Below are 26244 nucleotides of genomic sequence, written 5' to 3' on the forward strand. Positions count from 1 at the left end.
CGTTATCCTTTCATGATGTTGGCTGCGTCGCTGTTGAGCGTTTTGAGCTGGTGATAGATCTGAAGTATGAGCGCCAGCCCCACCGATACCTCGGCGGCGGCCATGGTCAGGATGAAGATGAACATGATCTGCCCGTCGGGTTGTACCCAGCGCGTGCCCGCCACAATAAAGGCCAGTCCGGCGGCATTGAGCATAATCTCCACCGAAATCAGCATAAAAATGATGTTGCGCCGGATGAGCACGCTGATCAAACCGAGCATAAAAAGTATACCTGCCAGCAGCAAAGCGGCTTCCATGGATGCGGTACTCATGCGGCTGCGCTCCTTTCCTGTAAAAACCGGTGAATAACTTTCTTCTTCTGCCTACCCAAATGGTATGCGCCCACAATGCCCGCCATCAGCAAGATGCCGCAAAGCTGCACGCCCAGCAGGTAGGGCCCAAACAACGCCAGCCCGACCAGTTTGGCATCAACGGCTACCAGCGCTTCGGTTTGCGAGGGATTGGCGCCCAGCAAGATATAAGCCAGCTCGGCCAACAGCACCGCCGACAACAGGGCAGGGCCCACCCAAACCGAGGGCTTCAACCACTCTTTTTCGCGCTGCACGTCCTCTTGGATCATGTTTAGCATCATGATCACGAAAATAATGAGCACCACAATGGCCCCGGCATAGATGATGATCTCCAGGGCAGCCATAAACGGTGCGCCAAGCGTGAAAAACACCACGGCCACCGCCATAAACGACACCACCAGGTAGAGCAGCGCGTGGATCATGTTGTAGCGTGTGATGACCATGATGGTGGAAAGTATGGCAACCGCCGCCGCGATATAAAATGTGAGTTCCATAGGCCTTAGGGGATTAAGCTTTTAATGTCTACCGGAGGGGCTTCGTTCTCGGCCTCGCCCTTGCCTTTACCGCCAATGGCCATGCCGGCCACCTTGTAGTAGTTGTAGCCGGGGTACTTGCCCTCGCTGTTGATGAGCAGGTCTTTCTTTTCATACACCAGGTTCTGGCGGTTATACTCGCCCATCTCAAAATCAGGGATGAGCTGGATGGCATAGGTGGGGCAGGCGTCCTCGCAGTAGCCGCAGAAAATGCAACGCGAAAAGTTGATCCGGAAGAAGTCGGGGTAGCGGCGGCCGGTTTCGTCTTCGGTGGCTTGCAGCGCGATGCAGTCTACGGGGCAGGCGGCGGCGCACAGGTTGCAGGCCACGCAGCGTTCGCCACCATCAGGGTCGCGGGTGAGCACGATGCGGCCACGCCAACGGGTAGGGAGGATGGGTTTCTCCTCGGGGTAAAGTATGGTTTCCCGCTTATGAAACGCATGCAGAAACGTGAGCCACATACTTCGCAACAAACTAAACATAGCTGCTCCTTTCGTTTTATAGTTTCCTTTTTATACTTGTGCTGTACCGGGTCTAACCACCCCTAACCCCTCCTTGTCAAAGGCGGGGAATTTTCTTACTTCTTAACTTGAGTTGTTTTGTAGCACAAGCTATTTACACTATACTTAATTAACTTTTACAGTACTTGAGCTATCCTGAAACCTTTACTAACAGTAACCTTAACTCCCCTCCTTAAACAAGGAGGGGTTGGGGGTGGTTGGATGCCTTTGCTGGTGCGAGCTTGTAGATCGTACTTTTTTTGATGTCGTTTGCGGTACGAGTTACAAGCTCGCACCAGCGATAAACCCAAACTATACTATAGCTATGAGCCAACTCGCTAATGCCGGAAGTATAAACTTTGCCTGCGCTTAACGACACAAGCTTAATTTTACCAGTCATCATACTTCCGCAAGTTGAAAACTCGCCTCATTTCCACTCCAAGCTGAAAGCTCGATTAGGCTTTGTTTTTTATTATTCAATCATTCAAAATTCACTCATTCAAAATTCAGTTATTCAATCCCTCACTCTTTCACCCACAGCACCACGCCAGCCGTTACCAGCAAATTCACCAGCGTTATCGGCAGCAGGATTTTCCATCCGAACTCCATCAGTTGGTCATACCTGGGGCGGGGCATGGAAGCGCGGAGCAGGATGAAGATCATCAGGAAAAAGGCCGTTTTCAGGATAAACCATACCACCGGTGGAAGGAAATCCGGGCCGAGCCAGCCCCCAAAGTATAAGGTCACGATCATGCAGGAAATCAGGGTGATGCCCATGTACTCCCCGATGAAGAACATCCCGAACTTCATGCCAGAATACTCCGAGTGGAAACCCGCCACCAGCTCGCTTTCAGCCTCCGGAATATCAAAAGGCAGGCGGTGCGTTTCAGCGATGCCCGCAATGAAAAAGATGACAAAGCCCACGATCTGCGGAATGAAGAACCACAGGCCGCTCTGCGCCTCCACAATCTCCACCAGGCTAAACGAGCCGCTCAGCAGCACCACGCCCATCAGCGAAAGGCCCATGAAAACCTCGTATGAGATCATCTGGGCCGCACCGCGCATGGCACCCAGCAAACTATACTTGTTGTTAGAGGCCCAGCCCCCAAGTATGATGCTGTAAGCGCCCATCGACGACATGGCCAGGAAAAACAGCAGCCCGATGTTAAGGTCGGCCACAATCACGCCCGGCGCGAACGGTATCACTACAAAACTCATGAGCACGGTAACTACCACAATGGCCGGAGCAAGTATAAACACAGGCTTATCGGCGAAAGGAGGAATCCAGTCCTGCTTAAAAAACAGCTTGATGGAGTCGGCGGCCACAATGAGCAAGCCCAGCGGACCCGCCCGGTTTGGGCCGTAGCGGTCCTGGAACAAGGCAAGCAGGCGGCGCTCCACCCAGATGAGGGCGGCTGCCACGTTGAGCATCACGAACAACACGCCGCCGATGATCAGAAAGTAGTTTGGGGCTGCTTCTTCCATTTTATATCTCGGTTAAGTATGGCCCAGGCGGGTAGCTCGGCAAAGGGCACGCCCGGCAAACCGTTTGGCATGCCGGCAGCTCCGCTGGGTATCGTCTGGCTTAGTTTTATAGGTAATTGGTATACCTGCCCTTCGATGGAGAAGCTGAGGAGCTGTCCCTCGCTTAGCTTCATGCGTTGGGCGTCGGTGGCGTTGATGGCAACATAAGGCTCAGGGATGCGCTCTTGTATGGCGGCTGCCTGGTTGCTGAGCTCTTCGGAGCCAAAGGTATGGTGCAGCGGCAGCATAAATAAATGACCTTCTAAAGGTACAAATGCCTGCGGCACGGCTACGGAAAAAGGCGCGGTACCAATCGGTTCGATGAGCCTTATGCCGGGGTCGCCGCCTTTGAGATGGCCGCCCACTTCCTGCTGGTATTTGTTGGTGGCCTGCACCGAGTTCCAGCCCGGCGACCAGAAAAAGGGAATAACCGATGATGGCGGCTGGCCGCGGTAGCCCTCCATGGTATAAGAAAGCGGCGAATCCGGGTCTTGCGGCGGTTTTGGCTCGCTCACGTTAATATTGGCAAGCATAGAGGTGCGCCCGCTGAACCGGTGCGGCTCGCGTGGTATTTTCTGGCCTGCAATGCGGAAATCGGAGGGAGGCGCGGCCTTTTTTATACTTCGCAGCGCCGGAATCTCATTGGTCAGGGCTTTCACAATGTCGTCGTAGCCGTGCCAACTGCTGATCTGCTCATCGGCCATGATGGTGCCCAACTCGGCCAGCCAGTGCCAGCTTTCCTGAATTTCCTCAGGCGTGGCGTGCACCTGGAAAAAGCGCTGCGCCCGCCCCTCGTTGTTGATGAGCGTGCCGTCGGCTTCCGAGAAAGTGCCGGCTGGCAGAAGTATGTCGGCTTTTTCTGTGGTGGCGTTGTGCAGATGATCCAGCACGATGACCTGCTCGCAGCGGTCCAGGAACTGCGTTACGCGCGCGGTGCTGGCCCTCCGGAACAAATCGTTTTCCAGGATGATAACCGTATCGGCGTAATCGTTTAAAACCGCCTCGAAAGCAGATTCCAGCTTGTGGCCGCCCATCATCGCCAAGCCCATGCTGTTGCATTCCGGCACCACCAGGCTTATACTTGCTGCTTTCTCGCGGGCAATTAAAGCGTGGGCAATGTTGGCGGCAGCTTTCAGTACGCGCTCGTTTCCGGAGGATGTTCCCGAAATAACCAACGGCTTGCTGGCTTGCATCAGCGCATCGGCAATTTGCTGCGCCAGCGCCTGATCTTCGTCACTAATGCCCCGTACTTCCGGCGAATCCGGGTGAATGAGGTTGGCAACGGCAAAACCCAGGCGGGCAATATCGTCGGGGGCGTTAAAGTATGTTTTGGTGGCCAGCTCATCGAGCTTGGTCGGCGTGTAGTGCGCCATGAAAAGTGGCCCTTGCTCGGATTGAATTAGCGAACGGGCAGCGGCATCCTGCCATACCGGTATGTTGGCTTTGGATACTTGCTCCAGCATCGGTTTCTGCCTTACGGATTGCCGCACGGCCAGGGCCATGAGCGGCGCGGTATTCGTGAGGTCCTCGCCAAGTATGAACACGGCATCGCACTGCTCAATTTCCTGCAGGGTTGGTGTAGGGGCGGAGCCTTCGCAAAGTATGTTCAGGGCCATGTCCACGAGGTCATGGTTGGTATCCGACACGCCATGATGAAAATTATCCTCGCCCACCAACTTGCGCAGCACATAGTTAGACTCCAAAGAAGCGCGCGGCGAGCCGATGCCGATAACCCGGCCAGCTTTCAGCGCAGAGGCGGCCGCTTTGAGGGCTGTATACTTATCGGTGGCTTCGGGCAGCATCTGGCGCACCAGCGGCATGCGCACGCGGCCCGCGCTGTTCACAAACTCATACCCAAAGCGGCCCCGGTCGCAGAGGAAATAGCCGTTCACCTCACCGTTATACCTGTTGGTGATGTTGCGGAGCGTGCCATACCTTTCGCCGGCAATGGTGTTGCAACCCAGGCTGCAATGGTGGCAAACAGAAGGAGCAGAGGTTAGATCCCATTTGCGGGTATAGTGCTGCTTCAGGGTTTTATCAGTAAACACCCCTGTCGGGCATACTTCCGCTAAATTCCCGCTAAACTCGCTCTCCAATGTGCCATCCTCGGCACGGCCAAAGTATAAATGGTTATGCGCGGCGTACACATCCAGGTCCTTGCCGCCGGCATAGTCTTTATAGTAGCGCACGCAGCGGTAGCACTGGATGCAGCGGTTCATCTCGTGGTTAAGAAATGGGCCGAGGTTTTGGTTGATGTAGGTGCGCTTGTCGAAGCGGTACTGGCGGTAGTTGTGGCCGGTCATCACGGTCATGTCCTGCAGGTGGCAGGAGCCGCCCTCGTCGCACACGGCGCAATCGTGGGGGTGGTTGGTCATGAGCCAGCCAATGACGTGCGCCCTGAACTCTTTGGCCTCCAGATCGGCAATCGAAACACGCATGCCTTCGCGCACCTGCTCCATACACGACATAAAGAGCTTGCCCTTGGTGTCGTTCTCGTCGCGGTATACTTTCACGGCACATTGGCGGCATGCCCCAATCGAGCCCATGGCGGGGTGGTAGCAAAAGTATGGCAGGTCGAGGCCCAGCGAAAGACAGGCCTCAAGCAGGTTTTTTCCGGCTTTTACGTCGTAGGGTTTGTTATCTATATAGATGGTTGCCATGCGGTGGTTTTGCTCCAGGGACAATGATGTTCGTGTATATGCCGTTCAAAATCCTCCCTGAAATATTTCAGGGCGCTCTGCAGGGGTTCCATGGCGCCGGGGGCAAGCGCGCAAAACGTGTTGCCGGGGCCAAGGTATTTGGTATGGAAGTCGAGGGTGAGGAGGTGTTCGGGCTTGCCTTCGCCGCGATCCATGGCCAGCAGTATTTTCTCTACCCAGGGCAAGCCTTCGCGGCAAGGCGTGCAAAAGCCGCAGGACTCCTGGGCAAAAAAGTGCTGCAGGTTGTGCACAAAGCCTACGGGGCAGGTTTGGTCATCCAAAATTATCATGGTGCCCGTGCCCATGCGGCTGCCTGCATTTTGTATGGACGGATAATCCATGGGCAGGTCGAGGTGTTCTTCCACCAGAAAATCTGTGGATGCGCCGCCGGGCAAGAGGCCTTTAAAGAGATAGCCGTCCTGCATGCCGCCGGCGTGTACTTCCAGCAGTTCCCGGATGGTGGTGCCCATGGGCAGCTCCCAGCAGCCGGGCGTTTTTACGCGGCCACTTACGCCATATAGTTTGGTGCCGGCATCCTCGGTTAAGCCCAGTTTCTTAAACCACTCCGCACCGTTATTAATGATGTGCGGGATATTGCAAAGCGTTTCCACGTTGTTGACGATGGTTGGTTTGCCGAACAAGCCGCTGACCTGCGGGAAAGGCGGCTTGACTCTTGGGTTGGCGCGTTTACCTTCGAGGGCGTTGAGCAGGGCTGTTTCCTCACCGCACATGTAGCGGCCCACGCCGGTGTGCAAGTGCATTTCCAGGTCGAAGCCGGTGCCAAGTATGTTTTTGCCCAAGTATCCTGCTTCGTAAGCATCCTGTATTGCCTGGGTTATTTCCCTGGCCGCCAGCTTGTAGGCCCAGCGCATAAACACGTAACTTATACTTGCCTGAATGGCATAAGCCGACACGATCATCCCTTCGATGAGCTGGTGCGGATTTCCCTCCAGTAATACGCGGTCTTTAAAAGTGCCGGGCTCCATTTCGTCGGCGTTGGCTACCAGGTATTTGGGGGTAGCGGCATCCGGCCCCATCGGCACAAAGCTCCACTTCAGGCCTGTGTTAAAGCCCGCACCGCCACGGCCGCGCAAGTTCGAGTCTTTCACCAGGGCCTGCACTTCCTGCGGCGTCATCTCTTTCAAGGCTTTGCGCACCGATTGGTAACCTCCCACTTTCTCATACGCTTTGAGGTTGAGTGGTTTGCGGCCGGGTACAATGTGTTGGGTAAGCGGCTTTTCCATAGGCCCGCTTCTTTGGTTTTAGGTATACTTCATCAGGATCTCATCCAGTTGTTCCACCGTCAGGTTACGGTACAGGTCGTTATCAATCATAAGGGCGGGGGCACAGTCGCAGGTGCCGAGGCAGCAGTTAGGGAGTAGGGTAAAGCGGCCATCTGCTGTTGTCTGGCCATAATTTATACTTAGTTTTTCGAATAGTTTATTGCGGATGTCCTCGTAGCCCATCACATAGCAGCTGATGCTGTCGCAGAGCAGGATAACATGCCGCCCCACCGGCCTCCGGAAGATCAGGTTATAAAAGGTGGCCACACTGTCCAGCTCCGCTGTTGACATGCCCACATAGTCGGCCACATCCTTCAGGCTCTCATCCGATACCCAGCCATGGCTGTGCTGCACGATCTTCAGGGCCTCAATGCAGGCGTTCTTCGGTGTCGGCACCAGGCTGATCTCGTGGTCTATCTGATGTTTTTCCTCGGCAGTTAGCATTTTTAATTGTTTAATGGCTGATTGTTAAATTGTTGTTTTCTTATTTATGTATGCGTGTTAGTTTATATTTTCGTGTTGGTGCAAGCTTGCAGCGCGTACCTTTTTCCTTAATGCTTTTGAGGTACGAGCTACAAGCTCGCACCAGCGGCGGTTAGCTGATTCTAAACTTACCCACGGCTCGGACAGGTCGCGACCTGTCCCTTCGATTTATTATATACCTCTCAAACTCCCAAACTCTCTACCTCTTACCTGTCAATATCTGCCAGCACATAATCCATGGCGCCAAGTATGGAAAGCAGGTCTGCCACGGTGTAGCCTTTGGTGATGTAAGGCAGCATTTGCATGTGCGGGAACGAGGGCGTGCGTATCCGCAATCTGTAGGGTGAGGTGTTGCCATCGCTGGTAACGTAGTAGCCGTTGGCGCCTTTGGTGGCCTCTATGCAACTCATGGCCTCTCCGAAGGGCATCACCGGTCCCCAACTCACACCCAGAAAGTGCGTGATCAGGGTTTCTATATCGTGCATGGTGTTTTTCTTGATGGGCGGCGTTGTAAGTGGATGATCGGCTTTGTAAGGACCTTCGGGCATGTTTTTGAGGCATTGCTCGATGATGCGCAGGCTCTGGCGCATTTCTGCCACGCGCACCACGGCACGGTCGTAGCAGTCTCCGTTGGTAGCAGTAGGCACATCAAAATCGAACATCTCATACCCGGAGTAGGGCTGCTTTTTCCGGAAATCCCACTCAAAACCGCAGGCGCGGAGGTTCGGCCCGGTCACGCCCCATTCAATGGCCTCATCTAACGTAAAAATGCCGATGCCTTTGGTGCGTGCCTTAAACAGGCTGTTCTTCATCACCATATTATCATACTCCTTCAGCCGCTTCGGGAAGTAGTTGATAAAATTCTGTACCAGCGTTTCCCAGCCTTTGGGCAGGTCTTGCGCCACACCGCCAATGCGGAACCAGTTCGGGTGCATGCGCCCGCCGGTTATAGCTTCTACGATATCGAAAATTTTCTCACGATCAGTAAACATGTAGAACACCGGCGAAAGCTGGCCTACGTCTTGGGCAAAAGTGCCATACCAAACCAGATGACTGGCAATCCGGAACAGCTCACACAGCATCACCCGGATCACCTTTACCCGCTCTGGCACCTTGATGCCCGCCAGTTTCTCCACAGCCATCAGGTAAGCCAGGTTATTCATTACGCCGCCCAGGTAATCCACGCGGTCGGTGTAAGGGAGGTAGGTATGCCACGACTGCCGCTCAGCCATTTTCTCCTGCCCGCGGTGGTGGAAACCGATATCAGGTATGGCATCCACAATATCCTCGCCATCCAGTTGCAGCACAATGCGCAGTACGCCGTGTGTGCCGGGGTGCTGCGGGCCGATGTTGAGAAACATGAAATCGCTGTCTTCGCTTTGCCGCTGCAGTCCCCATTCCTCAGGCTTAAACTGCAGGGCCGCTTGCTCCAAGTCTACCTTATCATCATAGAGCGCAAAAGGACCCATTTCGGTGGCGCGTGCGGGGTGTTCTTTTCGGAGCGGGTGGCCTACCCAGGTGCGCGGCATGAGTATGCGGTACAGGTGCGGGTGCCCCGAAAAGCGGATGCCGAACATATCGTATACTTCGCGCTCGTACCAGTTGGCATTTGCCCAAAGGCTGCTTATACTTTGCACTGTCGGGAACTCGTCGCGGAAGCCGACTTTTAGCCGGATAAAGCTGTTGCGCTCAAAAGAAAGTAGGTGGTAAATGATGGTGAAGGCATAGGGCACATGTCCGTTCTCGTGTTTGCGAGTGCGCTCGTCGGTGGCGGTTAGGTCGTAGAGTAGGGGGAAAGGCTGCGGAATGTCGTGCTTCAGAAAAGCCAGCACGTCTTTGATCTTGTCGTGCGGCATCCAAAGGGTGAGGATATCATCCTTGGTGCTTTGCGGCTTGAACGTGTCGGTGCCAAACCGCGCTTGCAGTTGCGCTACTATGCTGTTCCCGTTTTCCATGGGTGAATTCTGAAAAATGACCTGACTATGTTACCTCATGTATGCGTATGTATTTCCCTGGTTTATTTCTTATGATAAGTAATGATCTATCAACTTTATTAAATAACTAGAGCCTTTCGCTGTTACGAGAGCCGTTCGCTGGTGCGAGCTTGCAGCTCGTACCGTAAGGTATTATGAAGGTACGAGCTGCAAGCTCGCACCAGCGAACAGTTTTAGTGTACAAGGCCTTTGACTCCCAAACCCTCTACCTCTATAACTCCCTACACTTCATCCGGCGAGCGGAATTCTGTCATATTTGCTCTGGCTTCCTGTCTTCTTTCCTTCACATCGATCTTGTTTGGCCGGATCACGCCCTGCTCGCCGATTGTCCAGCTGAGCGGCCTTCGCTCTTTGCCCACCGACTCTGCAAGTAGCATCAGGCCTTCCATAAAGGCATCGGGGCGGGGAGGGCAACCGGGCACGTATACATCCACGGGCAGAAATTTATCTACGCCCTGCACCACGCTGTAAATGTCGAACATGCCGCCGGAGTTGGCGCAGCTTCCCATCGAGATCACCCAGCGCGGCTCCATCATTTGCTCGTGCAAACGTTTAATTATCGGGGCCATTTTAATAAAAACCGTTCCGGCAATGATCATCACATCGGCCTCGCGCGGTGTGCCTCGTATCACCTCTGCCCCAAAACGGGCCACATCATACTTGGGCGTCATGCTGGTGGCCATCTCCACAAAACAGCAGCTCAACCCAAAATGGAAGGGCCACATGGAGTTTTTACGGCCCCAGGCCAGCAGGTCCTGCATGGTGCTGAGCATCACGCTTTGTTGCATGGTTTCCTCGTAAGAGCTGGTTCCGCTCGCTGCCTTTACAGGGTCATCGGGTTTGCTTAGCCACCATTTCATGGTTAATTGTTAGATTGTTATATGGTTAAATTGTTGATTATTAGTATGTAAAGATGTTGTGCCAATCCATTTAAAAAATCAGGCGGCTGGCTTTTGCAGCAGGCGCTTATAGGCGGCCAGTATTTTGCTGCCGCTCGGGCCGAAATCCAAGGCACCATTGCGCCACTCGTATACCAGCACCACGGCCAGCATCACAATAAACACCAGCACGCCTAAGTAGCCATACCAGCCCAGTTCCCGAAAAGCAATGGCCCAGGAAAGTATAAATACCGTCTCCACGTCAAAAATGACAAAGAGCATAGCCACCAGGTAAAACTGCGAGGAAAACCGTGTGCGTGCAGAACCCGCGCTAAGTATGCCGCCCTCGTAAGGCTCGCCGGTTGCGCGATCGTTGTGGCGCTGGCCCAATACATAAGAAAGGCCAAGTATGACTGCAACTAAACTCAACACAATAGCACCATAGACTACCATAGGCCACAGCAGCGTAGCATTTTCCTCTGGAGCATACATATCCCTTATCGCCTCCTGCGATTAATTTTTATGAACTGTTTGATGAGCGGCAATGCCCGCACCCCTGATCTGCCCGCGTTAATGCCCTGTTATATAATGCTCGAGGTTCTCGATGATAAATTTCTGTTCCTCGATGATATACTTCACAATGTCACCGATAGAGACAAGGCCAATAAGTTTATCGTCCTCAATGACGGGTAGATGGCGGATGTAACGCGTTGTCATGAGCGACATGCATTGCTCTACCGTTGTGTCTGGTGTTACGGTGGCGGGGTGCTCACTCATAATATCCCGAATCAATGTCTCCTTAGATGCTTTTCCTTTCAGAATCACTTTTCGGGCGTAATCTCTCTCCGTAAAAATGCCTGCAAATTTGTCGTTTCCCATCACTAAAAGAGAGCCAACGTCCCTTTCAACCATTAATTCGAGTGCATTATAAACGGTGGAGGTGGGGGCAATCGAAAAAATACGGTTGCCTTTTTTCTGAAGGATGTGCCTTACGGTTCCCATGCTGCCTCCTTTTTTAAAGGTTGTACTAAAAACTTTTGATTATTTTTTGGTATACGGAGATAAATTGAAATAAGTATAAAAAATATTAAAAAAGTAAATAAATAAGTATAAAACTATTCCTACGCGGCTATAGACACATATTTTAATATTAAAGAATTTTAAAATATGTGCAATGATTTGATTTCCAGTTAGGTAAGTGTGGCTTGACGCTAGAGGTAAAAACCTGCTTGCATAAACATAAATAAGCTTGTGATTATGTTATGTATGCAAGATGATTTTAGGGTTTTGCTAATTAAATATCTGGCTATAAAACATATACAGTATCTAATAGTAAAAAATAGAGAGTTAACATCGAGTTTTAACCAAAATAATTATGGCAAAGCAAGGCATACCTCCCGGCTTTGAAGACATGCTGAATTTCGGATTGGTGGATGCCCTCTTAGGCCGGCGCTCGCGACGTTTCTTTAAGGGCGCAGAGATTCCAGACGGGGTATTTGCCTTTAAATCCAAGCATGATCCGCTTCCACTCACCGAGTTAGAAAAGCTGTTAGTAGTAACTGCGTGCGCTGGCAATACTGGTTGGCACCACATGATTTACCGAGCACAGCGCTATGCACCCCACTTATCAAATTATGCCGGCGCGGCAGGAGGCAGAACGTTTCCATCAGCGGCCGGATTTCATACGAGCAAGACCTTTTTCACGGATGACAGCGGGGTTTATGTGCTAAATAACCGTGACGCAGCCGCATCTGCAGATAAGGCCTCAGATGGAAGTATGGACTTAGAAACTGTGCTTAGCGCTCTAAAATCTCAGGTTCATAAGCTTAGCAATGGCAGACTGAGTATACCCGCCGAAGTGCCATACGTGGAGGCGCATAATACCTGGGTGGCCAACAAGCCAGGCACGCTACTGGTAATTCCGGTAGCAGACCTTTCGCAACACGTGCTGCTAGGCATTTGCTATATGCTGCAAAACGGCATGGTGCTAACAGATGATATAAACAAGCGGGAAATTCCTGGGATTGCAAAGTATAAGAACCTGGTAGATATTCGCAACAACTGGCCAATCACTTTTCTGGAACAACTCTCGCTGGCGGAAGTTTCGGTAGAGTTAAGCTCCAGTTGCTATGCCGGACATCTGATGTTGCAGGCAATGGGCCTTGGTGGTTGGGTCTATGACGGCATCGACTTATTTAGTGTGTTAGGTGCCAGTGGCGTACCTGGAGTAGATGGCCTGGGCTTTAGGTATGATACAGATGAGCGCTGGCCCTACCCTAACCCCACAGGCTTGCAAGGCGTGATGGAAGGTTTCTGCCCACCGCACTACCCGGATATGCGCGCAGCCGTAGAAGCAGTCTGTAATAGGAAGTATGGCACAGGCGGGCCTTTTAATGCAACTACCCCTGGGCCCTGGAAAGAATCGGCAAAAGTAAGAGGCGCTGCAGAAGTACACAGCGAAGAGTTCAGAGATTGTGTGGCTTTGCAGGCGCAGTACGTATTCGATACTTTCGGCAAGTTCCCGGGTACAGTGCCTTCCATATTTCTGTTAACCTACCTGCAGGCACACCACCTGGACCTCGAGTTTTACGATCATTTCTACAAAACTGGCGCATACTTGCACACCCATGCAAACCATATGGCACGCTGGCACCCAGATTCTTAGGATAATGAAGGCTGCTTGGCGCTTAAGTAGTTTAAGAAAATACTTTGGATGATGAGGTATGTAAAATGATGTGTTTAACACGCACAAGCCACATCTACAAAATTTTGGGGAATTTACTGTTTAGTCATAGCTGGTATCTATTCGAAAGCATATTTAAAACATAAGCCTGCTTTTATGTTTTGATGTGTGCAAGTTGTGTAGTAATTGAGAGCTGCCTATGCTTTTTAACAACCGTAACTTATATCCGGAACTGCATTATATTTCAAATTAGTAGGAAATGAGCTATCGGAAAGTAAGATATTTAGAATAAATATATAATAAAATATAACTTTTTGCATAGCATACGTATCACTAGCTTGGGTCGTAACTTGGCCAGGGGGATAACATATTTTTTATGGTAAAAAGTGAGTGTAGCTGCTATACTATCCGGTATAGTGAGGCTCTAAGTATGACGGAGATGATATGGCATCAGCAAGTTAGTGGTGATGTTTTACAAGAGGGGTTAGATTTACTGCTTACCAGCCTACAGGAAGATAAGACAAACTACCTGTTAATAGATACAAGGAGCCTTGCCTTTTTCGGCCCAACTGACCAGCGATGGATCAGAAAAGTATTTCTGCCGAAACTTAGTGGCAAGCATGTGAAGAGGTTTGCCCGCATAATAGGGCCAGATACACTAAATCAGGCCATCATCAGCAATATTCTGTGCTCGGTTCAAGAGCGCAGGTCAACCTATACCTTCGTTGTGGAAAGTTTTTATGAACGGGATGAAGCCTTGGAGTGGTTGCTGGAGCCAATTTGCGTTTAATCAGCAAAAGCCCTGCAGGGGGGAGCTACAGGGCTAATTGCCTAATCTAAACACAAACAACCAACAAATTTCAATAAATCAACTAAACTAAAGGGTAATTGGGGTATAGTAAAAAGTTTTACATTAAGGTTAGTATCGCACAAACGGTGTTATACTAATGGATTGGTAAGTATCTGCGATACCTACAAAATAGTCTCCGATAAAGATGCCGGCACCATTGCTCACTGCGTCTGAGCCAGCTAAATGGGTAACCATGTTACCGTCAATTGTTGCATATCCAGCAGGTTCGTCATCAAACGACACCACTTTTATGCAAGGCTTCGTTGAAATGCCTGCTATTATATAGCAGGCTTCGACCAAGGCATTTGGTGAAGGGGTAAGGGTTGTACTCATGTAACGATGGGGTTTTGGGTTCTAACACATTACAAGTATACACACCGCTACTGCTAAGAAACAGGAATATTAACTACCAAAAGTAACATTGAAATTGTTGGGTTTTATTTGCGCTGAAATTGCTTTAAAGCCTGTTTTGAGTAATTATACGCACGGTGTTATACTATAAATGTCTAAAATGATGTAGAAAGTAACATTTTACACCTATGCTTTTGCAGTAAGAATTTTAGACAAATAGTGGCCACAAGTATAAAGCGCCAAGACTGTTATTGATAGAAGGCTACCAGGCAATACAACCAGCCACCATGCAGCTGTATTAGTGCGGATAGATGAAATCGTTCGACCCCAGCTTACAAGGGTACCAGGCACGCCAATGTTAAGAAAGGATAGGGTGGATTCGAGGGTTAGTAATCCGCCAAGCCCGAAAATATAGGCAATCAGGACAGGTCCAATTAAGTTTGGGAAAGCATGATGCCAGAGTAATCTAATAGTTGGGCTACCTATGCTCAGCGCAGCCTCGAAATATGAAAGCTGTTTGATACGCAGCATTTCTGCACGGGCAAGGCGCGCAGAGGCTGGCCACATGGTGAAGATAAGCAGCAAGCTAAGTAACGGGACTGATGGCGGTAGAAAGGCTGCTAATACAAGTATTAAAACAAACCTGGGGACAGTGCTTAACGATTCCACGAAGCGCATAATTACTGCATCAGCAGGCAACACCCAAACACGCCTGAAACAGGTAACCTTGGCCAGCAAAAACCTGCAAACAATCCATAAAACAATCACTAGACTAAAGAAGGTGAGCAGCGCATAACCAGCAGGCGAAGTGCCTAAGCCTAATTTTATACTTTTGGCCGGGACATAAACACTGTAATAGAGAAAGGCTATGCCAGCTAACAGATAGAATAACGCTTGGTAGCGTAAAAGCTTAGCTCCCTGGTGATGGTAAAAGCCAGCTACAACCCCTAATGCTGTTCCTAGTAAAGTAGCCAGTGAAATAACAGGAAAGGCTATGAAAAAAGCTGTTCTGGCACCATATAACAGGTTGGAGGCGAGGTCTCTGCCGAGGGTGTCTGTACCTAAAATATGCCCGCTTGCCCAAGCTCTCTCAGAAAAAGGCTTGACTGACGTATAATCCAAATCGAGGTGATTGGGGGCGAAAGGCAAAGGGAGCCATGGGAGCAGAAGCACTATGGCTAGAAGCAACAGCAAGTATGAGGCAGAAACTTTAAACCCCAATTTTGATTGCCAAACCCCTGAAATTTTCTGCCACAGCAAACTCATGATAGCTCTTGTTTAATGCGAGGGTCGGCCCAGGCATAGCCCCCTTCAGCCAGTGCATAGGCCAACATACGAACCGCCAATACGAGAACCACAATAGCCACTAGCACTGGGTAATCTCGTGCCAGAACCGATTCAACCAACAGCCTGCCAGTGCCTGGGATGGCAAATACTGTTTCGATGATAATGGACCCATCAACAAGGGCAGGCAGAAAATCAGAGGTTAGCGTAATAATAGGCAATAAGGCATTAGGTAACGCATGCCTGCGGATAACGGCTACCTCTTTCAGGCCTTTAGCTCTGGCAGTTTGCGCGTAATTAGCATGAAGGGCGGCTTGCAAAGCACTATAAATTTGATTGGTAATGTATGGTAGATTTACTAGTACCAGGCACGTTATCGGGAGAGCCATAAACTGGAGCCATTGTGCCGTGCGCTGTAAATAAGAAAGATCTGGAGCTTGGTAATAACCCATGCCGTAGACTGGAAAAAGCTGCAGGAAATTGGGGTTAGCTAATAGCACCAACAGCAGCAAGGCAAGCACAAACATCGGAATGCTATCCAGTACGAATAAAGCCGGGAGAGATAGTCTCCGCAGCCATGCCATTTTGCCTCTTGACATCTGGATGCTTAGTAGTAAACCCAGCGCCATGGTAAGCAGCATGCTGCCGAATAACAACCAAAACGTATTTGCAATTGCTTCCCAAAGCATTTCAGATACAGGCCTGCTTGTTCGGTACGAACTACCTGCATCGCCTTTTATGATGGCGGATAGCCATTGATGGTACTGATTTTCTAGGCCATTCCATCTTAATTCAGGTAGCAAAAAGGAGTATGGTTCAGAATTTTTAGAAAGAGTGTTGAAAGCTAATGTAAGCTCATTATAGTAATTCTGCGGTGCCCCTAATTCTGCGATCTTCTTTTGAATAGTAGTAAGAGCTCCCGCTATTTCAGTCTTCTCATGGCTGAAACGGATAACTTGAAGCTGGCTAGAAACTTTGCTTTTTATACTTGGAGTCAAAGGGTTAATGAATCTCTCTAGAGCCTCATCATAGGCAGCGACGTCTTCCCAGGAACCATGTTTAAAAGCTAGTTGCTGGAGTTGCTGGCGCCTTGCTTCCGGGAAAATCTGGCTCAAAGTGTCAGGTATGTTGTCAGGGGAAATCGAGATGTAAAACAGGGGGAGGGTTTGGCCGCTCTTTTTAAGGTATGCTGTGTAAGCAGCCTCCCGGCTAGCTGCATCGCTCTTGTTATAAAATCCAGCATCAGACTGTAATACACGCTCCTCTGCAAAAGACCCGGGCAGCAATCTGCTCAGGAGGAAAACAAGGGTTGCTAACGCCCAGAATGCGGGTATTACCAAAAGTATTCTCCTGAACAAGTATAAAAGCATAGGGTGATTTGCAGTTATTCAGCCGTTAATGTGAAAGCACTCACATCGTAATTTGGCTTGAGGCCTGAAACCTTTGTGTTTGTAAACCGGCGATGGATAGCCACTCGCTCTTTTACATAGTACAACGGGATAAATGCAGCTTCGTCGTGCATAATTGCCTGAAGTCGCTTTAGGAGAGTGGCAAGCTCTGCTTCTGAGGTAACGGTTGTGCTGATGCGGTCAAGTATGCTGTCGCTTTCGGGTGTGCCAAACCCTGTATAGTTTAGGCCCCCTTTCTCGGCATAGGAAGTATGAAGCAAAGGCTTGAAATTAAAGGCAAAGGGGTTCCCGGACAGCGAACGGAAAAATACATCAAACTGATGCTCTTTGGATTGCTGACTTAGTAAACTTCCTTCCATGGCTTGCACCTGAACGGGTATGCCTGCTTTAGCAGCGTTCTGCTGGAAGATCACAGCCGCATTTTCGAAATTAGTATTACCAGCACGGTAGCTGACCACTATGGCAAGTCGCTCTTTTCTGCCATTGGTAATTTTGTACCACCCATTGTTCTCCCAGGTCCAGCCGCTTTCAGAAAGTAATTTCTTGGCTTTATCTGGATGATAAGAGTATGACTGGAGGCTGTCGTTATAAAATTTTCTGATAGAAGGCGGTATTACACCTACTGTTGGTGTGGCATAACTCTGATGCGAGACTTTGATTAAATTTCTCGTATCTAGAAGATAAGCCAAGGCCTGCCGTGTTCGCTTATCCAAAAACCTAGATGAGCGAGTATTTATTCCGGCATACACAAACTCAAAAGCATCAGGGGCATGGAGGCTATAGTCCTTTAAGAACTGCTTACTCTGCTTTAACTGCTCAAACTCAGCAGCGGGGATGTTCTCAAGAAGATCCAGCTGCCTATTGTTTAAGGCAAGGAGTGCCGTGGTTATATCCGGGATAACCTGAAAGCTGATGCGCTGCGGATTGGCTGTCAGATGTTGTGTGTTAGAAGTTTTCCCCCACCAGTCTTTTTTGCGCTTCAGCGTCAGGTATCGTCCGTTTTCCCAGTGTTCTAAAGTATAGCCTCCACTGCCTTGCAGTAAGTTTGAATCTCTGCCATAAGCAGGCGTATTAAACTTGGCTGCAAATGCTTTTAGTTTTTTATCGTTCTCAAGCTCGGAAGGATCTCTGCTCAATGCAGCCACACGAATGTGCTGCAGTAAATTTTCAGGGTCGAAGAGGTATGCGGGCAGGATAAAGAAATCGCCTGTCAGCAATTCCATTTCCGGCGCATACCCAGCGCATACAAAGGTAAAGCGCTTTGGGTTTTCGCTATCGATCTTAATATCCCGGATAAACTCTAGCTGTGGCTTCAGGCTCTCGTTATTCAACAAAGGGGCCTTAGCTACTTTAAGCGTAAAAGCTACATCCATTGCTGTAACAGGCGTGCCGTTTGACCATCTTGCCTCTTCCCGTATAGTATAAGTGAAGAGGGTAGCGGAGTCTTCTCGTGTTACCGTGGGCATCTCTGAAGCCAAGAAAGGCTTTATCTCATTAGTGCCTAAGTCGGCGCTTAACAGACTCTGAAAAATCAGGTTTATGATCTGTAGTGCGCCGGCATCACTATAGCCAATAGGGCTAAGCGTCTCCGGTTCCGATGCCAGCCTTACCCGTACTTCCTCAGGAGCACGCTCTGGCTGGCTACAGCATGTTACTAGTAAAAGGAAGCAAATTAATGCTAAACTAATTTTCCTCATGTACCTACCGTTTGGCTACAAGCTTTTATAGGCAAGTTAGAGAAAAAATCAGGAAATCTAATTTTATAAATCTTAGCCTTCAGTCCAATTGCCTGAACCACCGAAAGTACTTACTGTTTCTGTTTCAGCAGGAGCAGAGGTATTTGATGATGGATCTGTGTTAGACTCGTTACCACCTAAAACCGATAAGTTAATTAAAAGTGTAATTATTAGAGTTACCATAACGTTTGACTTTTTATACTTTTTATTGATTTACTAAGGCAAATATAGGGCACTTGCTACACGTGATAAAGGAATGTTTTCTAGTTAAAGTAACTTAAACTGTTAAAGTTTTTGATATAATTATTTCAATTAAATGTTGTTGTAAACGGTTTTTAATTAACTTTAATGAGGAGGTGAATAATACTAGTATCTTAAAGGTAACAAAAAAATAGTTGATATGGGATTAACTATTATATTGCAAGTCTACTATTATTTAAAAGTAGCTCAAATGAACATTAACTGAAAAAAGTAACTTTGATTATTTTGATAAATGACTTGCTTTTTTGTGGGTGTATGATAAGTTAAAGTACAAAAATGGAAGAAATTAGAAGACTAGCAGAAATTGCTGCTCATGATTGCAGTCTAAACCATATCTTCCCCGAAGAAAGCAAAAAGAATAGGGAAGGGAAGTTTTATAGCCATGTACTTAAAGGCGATTTTGATGATGATAATCAGGCTTCAGTTTTGCTATACGGCTCAAATGCAAATGATGTTAAATATAAAATGCTAAAACATAGATTGAAGAAGAAACTTTATAATAGTTTATTCTTCTATGATTTTAGTAGATTAAAGACCCCTAGATATCATCAAAAAGAACAAGAGTGTATACATCTCTTACATCATGCTCATCTACTTTACAGATTGCATGAAGTTGAATTGGTGATAAATTTGACATCTAAGATTAAGAAGATTTCTAATACTTACGAATTCTTAAACTTCGCTATTGATGCTCTGGAGTTAGAAATGCTCTGTTATTCTCAACAAGGCGACTTGTCTAAATATAATTCGTCACGAAAAGAACTCGATAAATGTCTTAAACTTAAAGCTTATGAACGGGAAGCACTTACTCTCTTTCAAATGCTTAGAATCCAGCTTAAAAAGTCTGTCAAGATACGTAAAAAGCACTTGCCTGAATTTGTGCAGGATATTGAGCGCTTGAAAATTATATGGAAAAAAAGTAAGTCCTTCGAGTGCTTCAATGCTTATTATAAAGCTACAATAATATACTACGAGCTAACAGGTAATTTTGAAGCAATTGTAGAACTAACAGTTGCTTCGGAAGCTTTATTAAAAAATAACTTGGTAAACAGCTTAAGGTTTGATGCAAAGTTTAATAAGTACATTTTAGTCTATGCTCACTTTCGGGCGAAAAAATTAAAAATGGGTCTAGAATATGCAGCTAAATATCTAGAAGATTTTATTGAAGGGTCGCCTAACTGGTTTGCATATCTAGAAAACTACTTTCTAATAGCTATGTACGACAAGAAGTACGAACTTGCTGAAACAATTATCCATAGGGCGTCTTCTAATTCGATGTTTATTAAACTACCTGCGGCAGCTAAAGAACGTTGGACACTTTATCAAGCCTACTATTTGTTGTTCGCATCAACGGATCGTAAAACTAATCGAATAATCAACCCTTTTCTGCTCTCTTTGCCAGAGTACAGTAAAGATAAACAGGGGTTTAACGTTGCAATATTAATTTTACAATTTATCTTCTACTTACAGCGCAAAGAAACTGAAGCATTACTTTATCGCATAGAAAGTTTAAAAAAGTACATACTTACACACTTAAAAGATACTTTCAGTTTAAGAAGTAAAACATTATTAAAATTGCTGATCATTACCGTAACGGAAGATTTTGATGCACAAAGTAGCAGTAAAAAAGGGGCTAAATTGTATCAAAGGCTTATAGAAACGCCTATTCCTGGTGATGCCTTTGCTGAAATTGAAATCGTCCCTTATGAACATTTATGGGAGCATATCTTATTAATTTTAAATTCTCAGTACAAATAATCTTGCTTGTTGGAGATTAACTAATCAAACCACAGCCACCCAATACAGTTGTTTGCGCTTAAATGAAAAAAGTAAACTTCAAACTACAGTGCCTAACAGAAAAATTTGACACATAAATTGTGATATAAAAGTTATAATTTCAATAAAAATTTAAGCGTTTCAGTCTTCTTAGAGCGTTTAAATGAAAGTTAGTATTTTAACTTATTGTTATTTGCTAAATATTTTATTCAGTTACTTGAAAGTAAAGAGATAGAGTTCAAAAAATGGAAGAACTTAAGAGGCTTGTCGCATTTATAGATAAATATAGCTTAAGCCCAAGCCCATTGCTCAACCTACAAGACGAATCAGTGCTTGACACTAAGCTGTTTCACCTGCTTAAATCAGGCGAGATAGAAACTGATGAAGATGCAGCAAAAAAACTTTATGGGAACAGCAAGTCAGCAACCAGTTATAGAATGCTGAAGTCAAGATTCAGGAAAAAGCTGTATAACCATCTACATTTTCTTAAAGTACCCACCCAAGCTACATTAAGTATTAATGAAGCAAAATATCAGTGTTCGGTTTTAATAACGGAGGCGTATGCGTTACGTGTTGTTTCAGAGCTAAAACTATCTACTAAAGTATTAGAGCAGGCACTGCAGATTGCTGATAAACATGAATTGTGGGGTATACGACAACGTGTCCTGGAAGATATTAAGTTTAACTATTACGGTCTTGGGGATCAGAAAAACTATGAACGAATCAGTGATCAGTTATCGGAATGTTATCGACAGGAAATCTTTGAACGTGAAGCAAAAGAGCTTTATGAATTCACAATGCTTTGTGGTGGTGGGTTAACATCCGATCGTAGGGAGTTGATTAAATACTTGCCGGATGTGATTGTTCAGTTTGAAGAACTGTGGGGTAAATCGAAGTCCTCTATGATATACAACTACCTTCATCAATTGAAGGTTTTGTACTTAGAGCAGTTAGGAAATTACGCTGAAATAGCAGCCATTATTGATGAGGCTGAAAGTCTTGTCAAAAAAGGTGTCGTAAACAAAAGTTGGTTTAGTAATCAATATAATAACTTTATTAGAATTTATGCCTTGCTGCAAAGCAAGCAATATAGCAAAGGGATAAGTCTGGCTGAAAAGCATTTGCCAGATTATAGAAAGTTTTCAGTGCACTGGTTTGCGTTCATTGAGAATTATCTGCTGCTTACTTTATACAATCAGGACTATGGAAAAACTGCTGAGGTATTAGCAGAAGCTTCTTCTGGAGGGCACTTTCTAAAGCTCAAAGCTAGCAGTATTGAACGCTTAGAGTTGTTTAGGCGGTATTTTGCGTTTATAATTCGGTGTAAAAGCTTAGACATAACTTCTTCCAATGTTCAACCTTTTACCGTAGACTTAAGTTTTGTGCCTAAAGATAAGTCAGGGCTAAATTTATCCTTACTGATTTTGGAGGTTATGGAAGATATTGCTCGGATGCGCTTTAAAGATATGGAACAGCAGGCTGAGCGTGTGCGCAAGTATAGGGTGAAATATTTAAAAGGAGAGAGAGCGGAACGCCCACGTCTGTTTCTCAGGCTCTTGCAAATGGCTTTGCTTGAACAGGATTATGAAACTACCAGAGTTAAAGGCGAAAAGCTCCTTGGGCAGCTAGCAGAAGCCCCCTTGCCAGGAGACGCCTTTTCTGAGGTTGAGATAATACCCTATGAGCATTTATGGGAACTTGTGTTAAATCTGCTTCAAAAGAAGCAAGCGGTTACTTAGGTAATAGGTGCTGGCATAAATCTTAATGGCTTAGCAGAATTTCGAGCGCGAATTTTTGCTATTATTACAGGATGGAAAAAAACAACCCGACTGTTACCAGAGCCTGGTGCTTCTATGATTGGGCCAACTCCGTTTATTCGTTGGTTATCACATCCACCATCTTTCCGATTTATTTCAGTGCCGTATCCAGAAAGCCAGATGGAACTTCTTTAGTAGATTTTTTAGGCTTCACACTGGACAGTTCCGTGCTGTTTACTTATGCCATTTCAGCAGCATTTTTGATAATTGCGGCCCTTAGCCCGTTTTTAACGGCAATAGCTGACTATAGCGGGCGAAAAAAGTTTTTTCTGCAGTTCTTCTGCTACCTCGGAGCTTTGTCATGTGCAGGGTTATACTTCTTCACCAAGGAAACATTTACACTTTCAGTCATACTGTTTGTGCTGGCCACTATCGGTTTTAGTGGGAGCATCGTTTTTTATAACGCTTACCTCCCCGAAATCGCCACTGAAGATCAGTATGACCGACTTAGCGCCAAAGGGTTTTCGATGGGGTATATCGGCAGCGTATTACTGCTGATTTTCAACCTGTTGATGATCATGAAACCCGAGCTTTTCGGCATCGCTCCTGAAAATACGTCTTTGCCGCCGCGCATTGCATTTCTGAGTACAGGTATCTGGTGGATAGTGTTTGCACAATACTCTTTTTACCATCTACCGGGCAATGTATACCAGCGCAAGCCGAAGGGCAGCTGGATCCTGAACGGCTTCAAAGAACTGCAACACGTGCTGCATCAGGTCAAAGGCTTGCCCATGTTAAAGCGCTTTCTGCTGGCCTATTTTTTCTATAATATGGGCGTGCAGACGGTTATGTACCTAGCGGCAATTTTTGGGGAGGTGGAACTCAGGCTTCCGAGCGAAGTGCTTATACTTACTGTGCTTATCATTCAATTAGTAGCTATTGCTGGAGCGTATGCATTTGCAAAACTATCCGGTAAGTATGGCAACATAAAAGCGCTTGTGGTGGCCGTTTGTGTCTGGATTGGCATTTGCATAGGCGCGTATTTCACGCACGGCGAAATGCAGTTCTATGCCTTGGCGGCGGTAGTAGGTTCTGTGATGGGCGGTATACAGTCGCTTTCGCGCTCAACCTATTCTAAGCTTATACCTGCTTCCACCATAGATCACGCCTCATACTTTAGTTTTTATGACGTTACTGAGAAAGTGTCAATCGTTTTAGGCACCCTAGCCTATGGCGCTATTACGCAGCTAACTGGTTCTATGCGCTACAGTATACTAGCGCTTATAACATTTTTCATCCTTGGCTTAATCTTTTTATTGATGATTAAGAGTAGACAAGGCGTGGCGTTGCAGCCAGAGAGCGCCCGAATGAACGCGTAAGTACAAGCCATAAAAAAAGCCACTCTAACGTTAGAGTGGCTTTTTTTATGGCTTGTGCAGTACTTATTTCTTGTAAACTAGTTTACCGTTCAGGTAGGTGCGTAGCACCTGCGTGCCGCGCATTTCCTCTGGCTTTACGGTTATCAGGTCGCGGTCTACAAGTATGAAATCAGCGAATTTCCCGACTTCTATACTTCCTTTTTCTGATTCCTCAAAGTTTGATTTGGCAGCCCAAATTGTCATACCGCGCAGGGCCTGCTCGCGGCTTAGCGCGTTCTCTATCTGGAAGCCTTTCTCAGGCCAGTTTTGAGCATCCTGGCGGGCAACCGCTGCATGGAAAGTATAAAACGGGTTGATATCCTCTACGGGGAAATCTGTGCCTAACGGCAGGTAACCGTTTTGTTCCATCAGCTCTTTAAACGGGTACGCATGCTTCAACCTTTCCTGGCCTAACCTGTCGCCGGCCCAGTACATATCTGACGTGGCGTGCGTAGGCTGCACCGATGGAATGATGCTATACTTGCCAAACTTACCCATATCGGCTGGGTTGATGATCTGCGAGTGCTCAATGCGCCAGCGCTTATCGTTTTTGCCCCCAAGCACCTCGCCGTAGATATCCAGCAACAGGCGGTTGGCAGAGTCGCCGATGGCGTGCGTGTTCATCTGGAAACCATGCTCATACAACTTCTTGGCAACGTCTCTGAACTCCTGCTCTGAAGCCAGCAGAAAACCATAGTGGCCCTTGCGGTCGTGATAAGGCTCTATCAGGTTTGCACCACGCGAGCCAAGCGCGCCATCAGAGTATACTTTAAAGGAGCGAACATTCAGCCTGTCTGTTTTGTACGGGCCATTTTTGAAATAATACTCCTGGTTTTCAGGAGATGGGTCGAGCATGGCATACACACGAATCTGCAACTCACCCTTTTTGTGCATGTCATCGATCAGGGCAACAGTTGATTTTTCAAGCCCTGCATCGTCTAGGGAGGTAAGGCCTACGGCAAAAACGTTTTCCTGAGCCTGCTGCAGCGCCTGTCTTTTCTCTTCTTCCGTTGGGTCTGGAATTTTAGAAGTAACCTTGTCAACGGCGTTATCGATCAGGATGCCCGTCATTTTGCCTTCTTTTACCTCTACCAGGCCGCCAACCATTTTGGTGTTTACGGTTACGCCAGCCAAGTCAAGTGCTTTTTGGTTTGCAAGGGCAGCGTGCCCGTCAATGCGGGTGAGTATAACCGGCGTGTCCGGGAAGAGCAGGTCTAAAGTGTCTTTGGTCGGGAACTCCTGCACCGACCAGTCGTTTTGGTCCCAGCCGCGTCCAGTAATCCAATCGGCATCCGGGTGTTGCTCGCGCTGGGCTGTCACTTTTGCAACTACCTCCTTAAACGATTCGGTGTCCACCAAGTCCGCGGATTGCAGCGATAGGCCATAGCGGTAGAAGTGTGCGTGTGCATCAATCAGGCCGGGATAAATGGTTTTGCCCTCAGCATCCAACTCCTCTGTGGCGCTATACTTTGCCCGGATGTCGTCGGAGGTGCCTACGGCTAGGATTTTACCGTCTTTCACGGCAAATGCCTCGGCCATCTCGAAGCTGTCGTTTACAGTGTATACATTGCCGTTGAATACGATTAGGTCGGCTTGTTGCGAGCTGGTACAGCCGCTAAAAACAGCGCCGCCAAAAAGTATGGCGGCGGCTATTATTCTTAAATTGTATGTCATGTTAAGTTTTCTTACTTACTCAAAGCGCATGTGCTTCACCGATTCGCCGGAGTTGATGAGCTCCTGCAGCGAGTCGATACCGATGCTCAGGTGCTTCTCGACATAGTTAGACGTAACCAGTTTATCGCTTTCAGAGGTTTTCACGCCTTCCGGGATCATCGGGTTGTCCGAAACCAATAGCAGGGCTCCGTGAGGAATCTCGTTAATGAAGCCTACGGTGAAGATAGTGGCCGTTTCCATGTCCACGCCCATGGCCCGGATCTGGCGCAGGTATTCCTTAAAGTCCTCGTCGTGCTCCCAAACGCGACGGTTGGTAGTATAAACGGTGCCGGTCCAGTAGTCCATTTCGTGTTTCTTGATCATGGAGGAAACTGCTCGTTGCAGACGGAACGATGGCAGTGCCGGGATTTCAGGTGGAAGATAGTCATCAGAAGTACCCTCACCACGGATGGCAGCGATTGGCAGGATAAGGTCACCGATCTGCGTTTTCTTCTTCAGGCCGCCGCACTTGCCCAGGAAAAGGGCGGCTTTGGGCTTTATGGCAGAAAGCAGATCCATAACGGTTGCGGCCATGGCACTACCCATACCAAAGTTCACGATGGTAATGTTGTTGGCAGTGGCAGTTTGCATCGGTTTGTCGAGGCCTCTGATTTCCACGTCAAAACGATCGGCAAACATTCTCACGTAATTTATAAAATTGGTAAGCAATATATACTCACCGAACTCATCGAGAGGCACGCCGGTGTAGCGGGGTAGCCAATCGCTAACTATCTCTTCTTTCGTCTTCATGGATTCAATATA

General features: G+C 47.7%; 22 protein-coding genes. 5 read left to right on the forward strand and 17 right to left on the reverse strand.

Translation table 11 applies throughout. From position 1 onward, the window contains the following. Positions 1–2: 2 nt before the first annotated feature. The 11 genes from nuoK to D1627_RS04990 all read right to left on the reverse strand — a co-directional run bounded on the left by nuoK (position 3) and on the right by D1627_RS04990 (position 11246). On the reverse strand, positions 3–311 hold the full coding sequence (gene nuoK, locus D1627_RS04940; RefSeq protein WP_119431143.1) for an NADH-quinone oxidoreductase subunit NuoK: 309 nt from the start codon (positions 309–311) through the stop codon (positions 3–5). Beyond that, a complete protein-coding gene (nuoJ, locus tag D1627_RS04945) occupies positions 308–844 on the reverse strand; it encodes an NADH-quinone oxidoreductase subunit J (protein WP_119431144.1) in 537 nt (178 codons plus the stop codon). Before nuoJ ends, nuoK begins: the two co-directional genes overlap by 4 nt. Positions 845–849: 5 nt before the next feature. Further along, on the reverse strand, positions 850–1344 hold the full coding sequence (gene nuoI, locus D1627_RS04950; protein WP_449421205.1) for an NADH-quinone oxidoreductase subunit NuoI: 495 nt from the start codon (positions 1342–1344) through the stop codon (positions 850–852). Positions 1345–1905: 561 nt separating this feature from the next. Next, positions 1906–2868 carry an NADH-quinone oxidoreductase subunit NuoH gene (gene nuoH, locus D1627_RS04955; protein ID WP_119431146.1) on the reverse strand — a complete coding sequence of 321 codons (963 nt, stop codon included), beginning with the start codon at positions 2866–2868 and terminating at the stop codon, positions 1906–1908. After that, positions 2838–5567: an NADH-quinone oxidoreductase subunit NuoG gene (nuoG, locus tag D1627_RS04960; protein WP_119431809.1), complete on the reverse strand. Its 2730-nt coding sequence runs from the start codon at positions 5565–5567 to the stop codon at positions 2838–2840. The genes nuoH and nuoG overlap by 31 nt, the downstream gene beginning before the upstream one ends. Beyond that, positions 5549–6850: an NADH-quinone oxidoreductase subunit NuoF gene (gene nuoF, locus D1627_RS04965; protein ID WP_119431147.1), complete on the reverse strand. Its 1302-nt coding sequence runs from the start codon at positions 6848–6850 to the stop codon at positions 5549–5551. Before nuoF ends, nuoG begins: the two co-directional genes overlap by 19 nt. 18 nt (positions 6851–6868) lie before the next feature. After that, positions 6869–7333 (reverse strand): NADH-quinone oxidoreductase subunit NuoE, encoded by a 465-nt coding sequence (gene nuoE / locus D1627_RS04970; protein WP_119431148.1) that lies wholly within the window; start codon positions 7331–7333, stop codon positions 6869–6871. Between the two features lie 245 nt (positions 7334–7578). Then, the gene (gene nuoC, locus D1627_RS04975) at positions 7579–9327 is read right to left on the reverse strand and encodes an NADH-quinone oxidoreductase subunit C/D (protein ID WP_119431149.1); all 1749 of its coding nucleotides are present in this window, start codon (positions 9325–9327) and stop codon (positions 7579–7581) included. A gap of 260 nt (positions 9328–9587) precedes the next feature. Beyond that, positions 9588–10226, reverse strand: a complete 639-nt coding sequence (locus tag D1627_RS04980; RefSeq protein ID WP_119431150.1) for an NADH-quinone oxidoreductase subunit B — start codon at positions 10224–10226, stop codon at positions 9588–9590. Positions 10227–10304: 78 nt separating this feature from the next. After that, complete coding sequence (locus tag D1627_RS04985; protein ID WP_199688386.1) at positions 10305–10736, reverse strand: NADH-quinone oxidoreductase subunit A; 432 nt, start codon at positions 10734–10736, stop codon at positions 10305–10307. Positions 10737–10814: 78 nt separating this feature from the next. Then, the gene (locus D1627_RS04990; RefSeq protein ID WP_119431151.1) at positions 10815–11246 is read right to left on the reverse strand and encodes a CBS domain-containing protein; all 432 of its coding nucleotides are present in this window, start codon (positions 11244–11246) and stop codon (positions 10815–10817) included. A gap of 373 nt (positions 11247–11619) precedes the next feature. Here D1627_RS04990 and D1627_RS04995 point away from each other — a divergent pair, with 373 nt between their 5' ends. Beyond that, positions 11620–12909 carry a hypothetical protein gene (locus D1627_RS04995; protein ID WP_119431152.1) on the forward strand — a complete coding sequence of 430 codons (1290 nt, stop codon included), beginning with the start codon at positions 11620–11622 and terminating at the stop codon, positions 12907–12909. 448 nt (positions 12910–13357) lie between these two features. After that, complete coding sequence (locus tag D1627_RS05000) at positions 13358–13717, forward strand: SpoIIAA family protein (RefSeq protein WP_119431153.1); 360 nt, start codon at positions 13358–13360, stop codon at positions 13715–13717. A 129-nt stretch (positions 13718–13846) separates the two neighbouring features. On the opposite strand, the gene D1627_RS05005 is transcribed toward D1627_RS05000, so the two are convergent. The 4 genes from D1627_RS05005 to D1627_RS05020 form a co-directional block, all read right to left on the reverse strand. Next, positions 13847–14110 (reverse strand): hypothetical protein, encoded by a 264-nt coding sequence (locus tag D1627_RS05005; protein ID WP_119431154.1) that lies wholly within the window; start codon positions 14108–14110, stop codon positions 13847–13849. Between the two features lie 204 nt (positions 14111–14314). Then, the gene (locus tag D1627_RS05010) at positions 14315–15394 is read right to left on the reverse strand and encodes an ABC transporter permease (RefSeq protein WP_119431155.1); all 1080 of its coding nucleotides are present in this window, start codon (positions 15392–15394) and stop codon (positions 14315–14317) included. Beyond that, positions 15391–16782 (reverse strand): ABC transporter permease, encoded by a 1392-nt coding sequence (locus D1627_RS05015; RefSeq protein ID WP_119431156.1) that lies wholly within the window; start codon positions 16780–16782, stop codon positions 15391–15393. The genes D1627_RS05010 and D1627_RS05015 overlap by 4 nt, the downstream gene beginning before the upstream one ends. A gap of 14 nt (positions 16783–16796) precedes the next feature. Continuing rightward, positions 16797–18518, reverse strand: a complete 1722-nt coding sequence (locus tag D1627_RS05020; protein WP_233555519.1) for an ABC transporter substrate-binding protein — start codon at positions 18516–18518, stop codon at positions 16797–16799. 576 nt (positions 18519–19094) lie between these two features. Between D1627_RS05020 and D1627_RS05025 the strand changes: the two genes are divergently transcribed. From D1627_RS05025 to D1627_RS05035, 3 genes are all read left to right on the forward strand, one after another. Next, on the forward strand, positions 19095–20576 hold the full coding sequence (locus tag D1627_RS05025; protein ID WP_119431157.1) for a hypothetical protein: 1482 nt from the start codon (positions 19095–19097) through the stop codon (positions 20574–20576). Between the two features lie 263 nt (positions 20577–20839). After that, positions 20840–22333, forward strand: coding sequence for a hypothetical protein (locus tag D1627_RS05030; RefSeq protein WP_119431158.1), 1494 nt, complete (start codon positions 20840–20842; stop codon positions 22331–22333). A 71-nt stretch (positions 22334–22404) separates the two neighbouring features. Beyond that, positions 22405–23730, forward strand: a complete 1326-nt coding sequence (locus D1627_RS05035) for an MFS transporter (RefSeq protein WP_119431159.1) — start codon at positions 22405–22407, stop codon at positions 23728–23730. Positions 23731–23793: 63 nt separating this feature from the next. Here the strand turns inward: D1627_RS05035 and D1627_RS05040 are convergent, their stop codons facing one another. Then, a complete protein-coding gene (locus D1627_RS05040) occupies positions 23794–25443 on the reverse strand; it encodes an amidohydrolase (protein WP_119431160.1) in 1650 nt (549 codons plus the stop codon). 15 nt (positions 25444–25458) lie between these two features. Next, entirely contained in the window at positions 25459–26232 is a 774-nt protein-coding gene (locus tag D1627_RS05045) for an AMP nucleosidase (protein ID WP_119431161.1), read from the reverse strand. Between the last annotated feature and the right edge of the window lie 12 nt (positions 26233–26244).

It is taken from the genome of Pontibacter oryzae (assembly GCF_003576375.1).
GTDB lineage: Bacteria > Bacteroidota > Bacteroidia > Cytophagales > Hymenobacteraceae > Pontibacter > Pontibacter oryzae.

Excerpts from the sequence above, each read along its gene's own strand:
- nuoK (WP_119431143.1), bottom strand. The coding sequence starts at position 311 with ATGAGTACCGCATCCATGGAAGCCGCTTTGCTGCTGGCAGGTATACTT.
- nuoJ (WP_119431144.1), bottom strand. The coding sequence starts at position 844 with ATGGAACTCACATTTTATATCGCGGCGGCGGTTGCCATACTTTCCACC.
- nuoI (WP_449421205.1), bottom strand. The coding sequence starts at position 1,344 with ATGTGGCTCACGTTTCTGCATGCGTTTCATAAGCGGGAAACCATACTT.
- nuoH (WP_119431146.1), bottom strand. The coding sequence starts at position 2,868 with ATGGAAGAAGCAGCCCCAAACTACTTTCTGATCATCGGCGGCGTGTTG.
- nuoG (WP_119431809.1), bottom strand. The coding sequence starts at position 5,567 with ATGGCAACCATCTATATAGATAACAAACCCTACGACGTAAAAGCCGGA.
- nuoF (WP_119431147.1), bottom strand. The coding sequence starts at position 6,850 with ATGGAAAAGCCGCTTACCCAACACATTGTACCCGGCCGCAAACCACTC.
- nuoE (WP_119431148.1), bottom strand. The coding sequence starts at position 7,333 with ATGCTAACTGCCGAGGAAAAACATCAGATAGACCACGAGATCAGCCTG.
- nuoC (WP_119431149.1), bottom strand. The coding sequence starts at position 9,327 with ATGGAAAACGGGAACAGCATAGTAGCGCAACTGCAAGCGCGGTTTGGC.
- D1627_RS04980 (WP_119431150.1), bottom strand. The coding sequence starts at position 10,226 with ATGAAATGGTGGCTAAGCAAACCCGATGACCCTGTAAAGGCAGCGAGC.
- D1627_RS04985 (WP_199688386.1), bottom strand. The coding sequence starts at position 10,736 with ATGTATGCTCCAGAGGAAAATGCTACGCTGCTGTGGCCTATGGTAGTC.
- D1627_RS04990 (WP_119431151.1), bottom strand. The coding sequence starts at position 11,246 with ATGGGAACCGTAAGGCACATCCTTCAGAAAAAAGGCAACCGTATTTTT.
- D1627_RS04995 (WP_119431152.1), top strand. The coding sequence starts at position 11,620 with ATGGCAAAGCAAGGCATACCTCCCGGCTTTGAAGACATGCTGAATTTC.
- D1627_RS05000 (WP_119431153.1), top strand. The coding sequence starts at position 13,358 with ATGACGGAGATGATATGGCATCAGCAAGTTAGTGGTGATGTTTTACAA.
- D1627_RS05005 (WP_119431154.1), bottom strand. The coding sequence starts at position 14,110 with ATGAGTACAACCCTTACCCCTTCACCAAATGCCTTGGTCGAAGCCTGC.
- D1627_RS05010 (WP_119431155.1), bottom strand. The coding sequence starts at position 15,394 with ATGAGTTTGCTGTGGCAGAAAATTTCAGGGGTTTGGCAATCAAAATTG.
- D1627_RS05015 (WP_119431156.1), bottom strand. The coding sequence starts at position 16,782 with ATGCTTTTATACTTGTTCAGGAGAATACTTTTGGTAATACCCGCATTC.
- D1627_RS05020 (WP_233555519.1), bottom strand. The coding sequence starts at position 18,518 with ATGAGGAAAATTAGTTTAGCATTAATTTGCTTCCTTTTACTAGTAACA.
- D1627_RS05025 (WP_119431157.1), top strand. The coding sequence starts at position 19,095 with ATGGAAGAAATTAGAAGACTAGCAGAAATTGCTGCTCATGATTGCAGT.
- D1627_RS05030 (WP_119431158.1), top strand. The coding sequence starts at position 20,840 with ATGGAAGAACTTAAGAGGCTTGTCGCATTTATAGATAAATATAGCTTA.
- D1627_RS05035 (WP_119431159.1), top strand. The coding sequence starts at position 22,405 with ATGGAAAAAAACAACCCGACTGTTACCAGAGCCTGGTGCTTCTATGAT.
- D1627_RS05040 (WP_119431160.1), bottom strand. The coding sequence starts at position 25,443 with ATGACATACAATTTAAGAATAATAGCCGCCGCCATACTTTTTGGCGGC.
- D1627_RS05045 (WP_119431161.1), bottom strand. The coding sequence starts at position 26,232 with ATGAAGACGAAAGAAGAGATAGTTAGCGATTGGCTACCCCGCTACACC.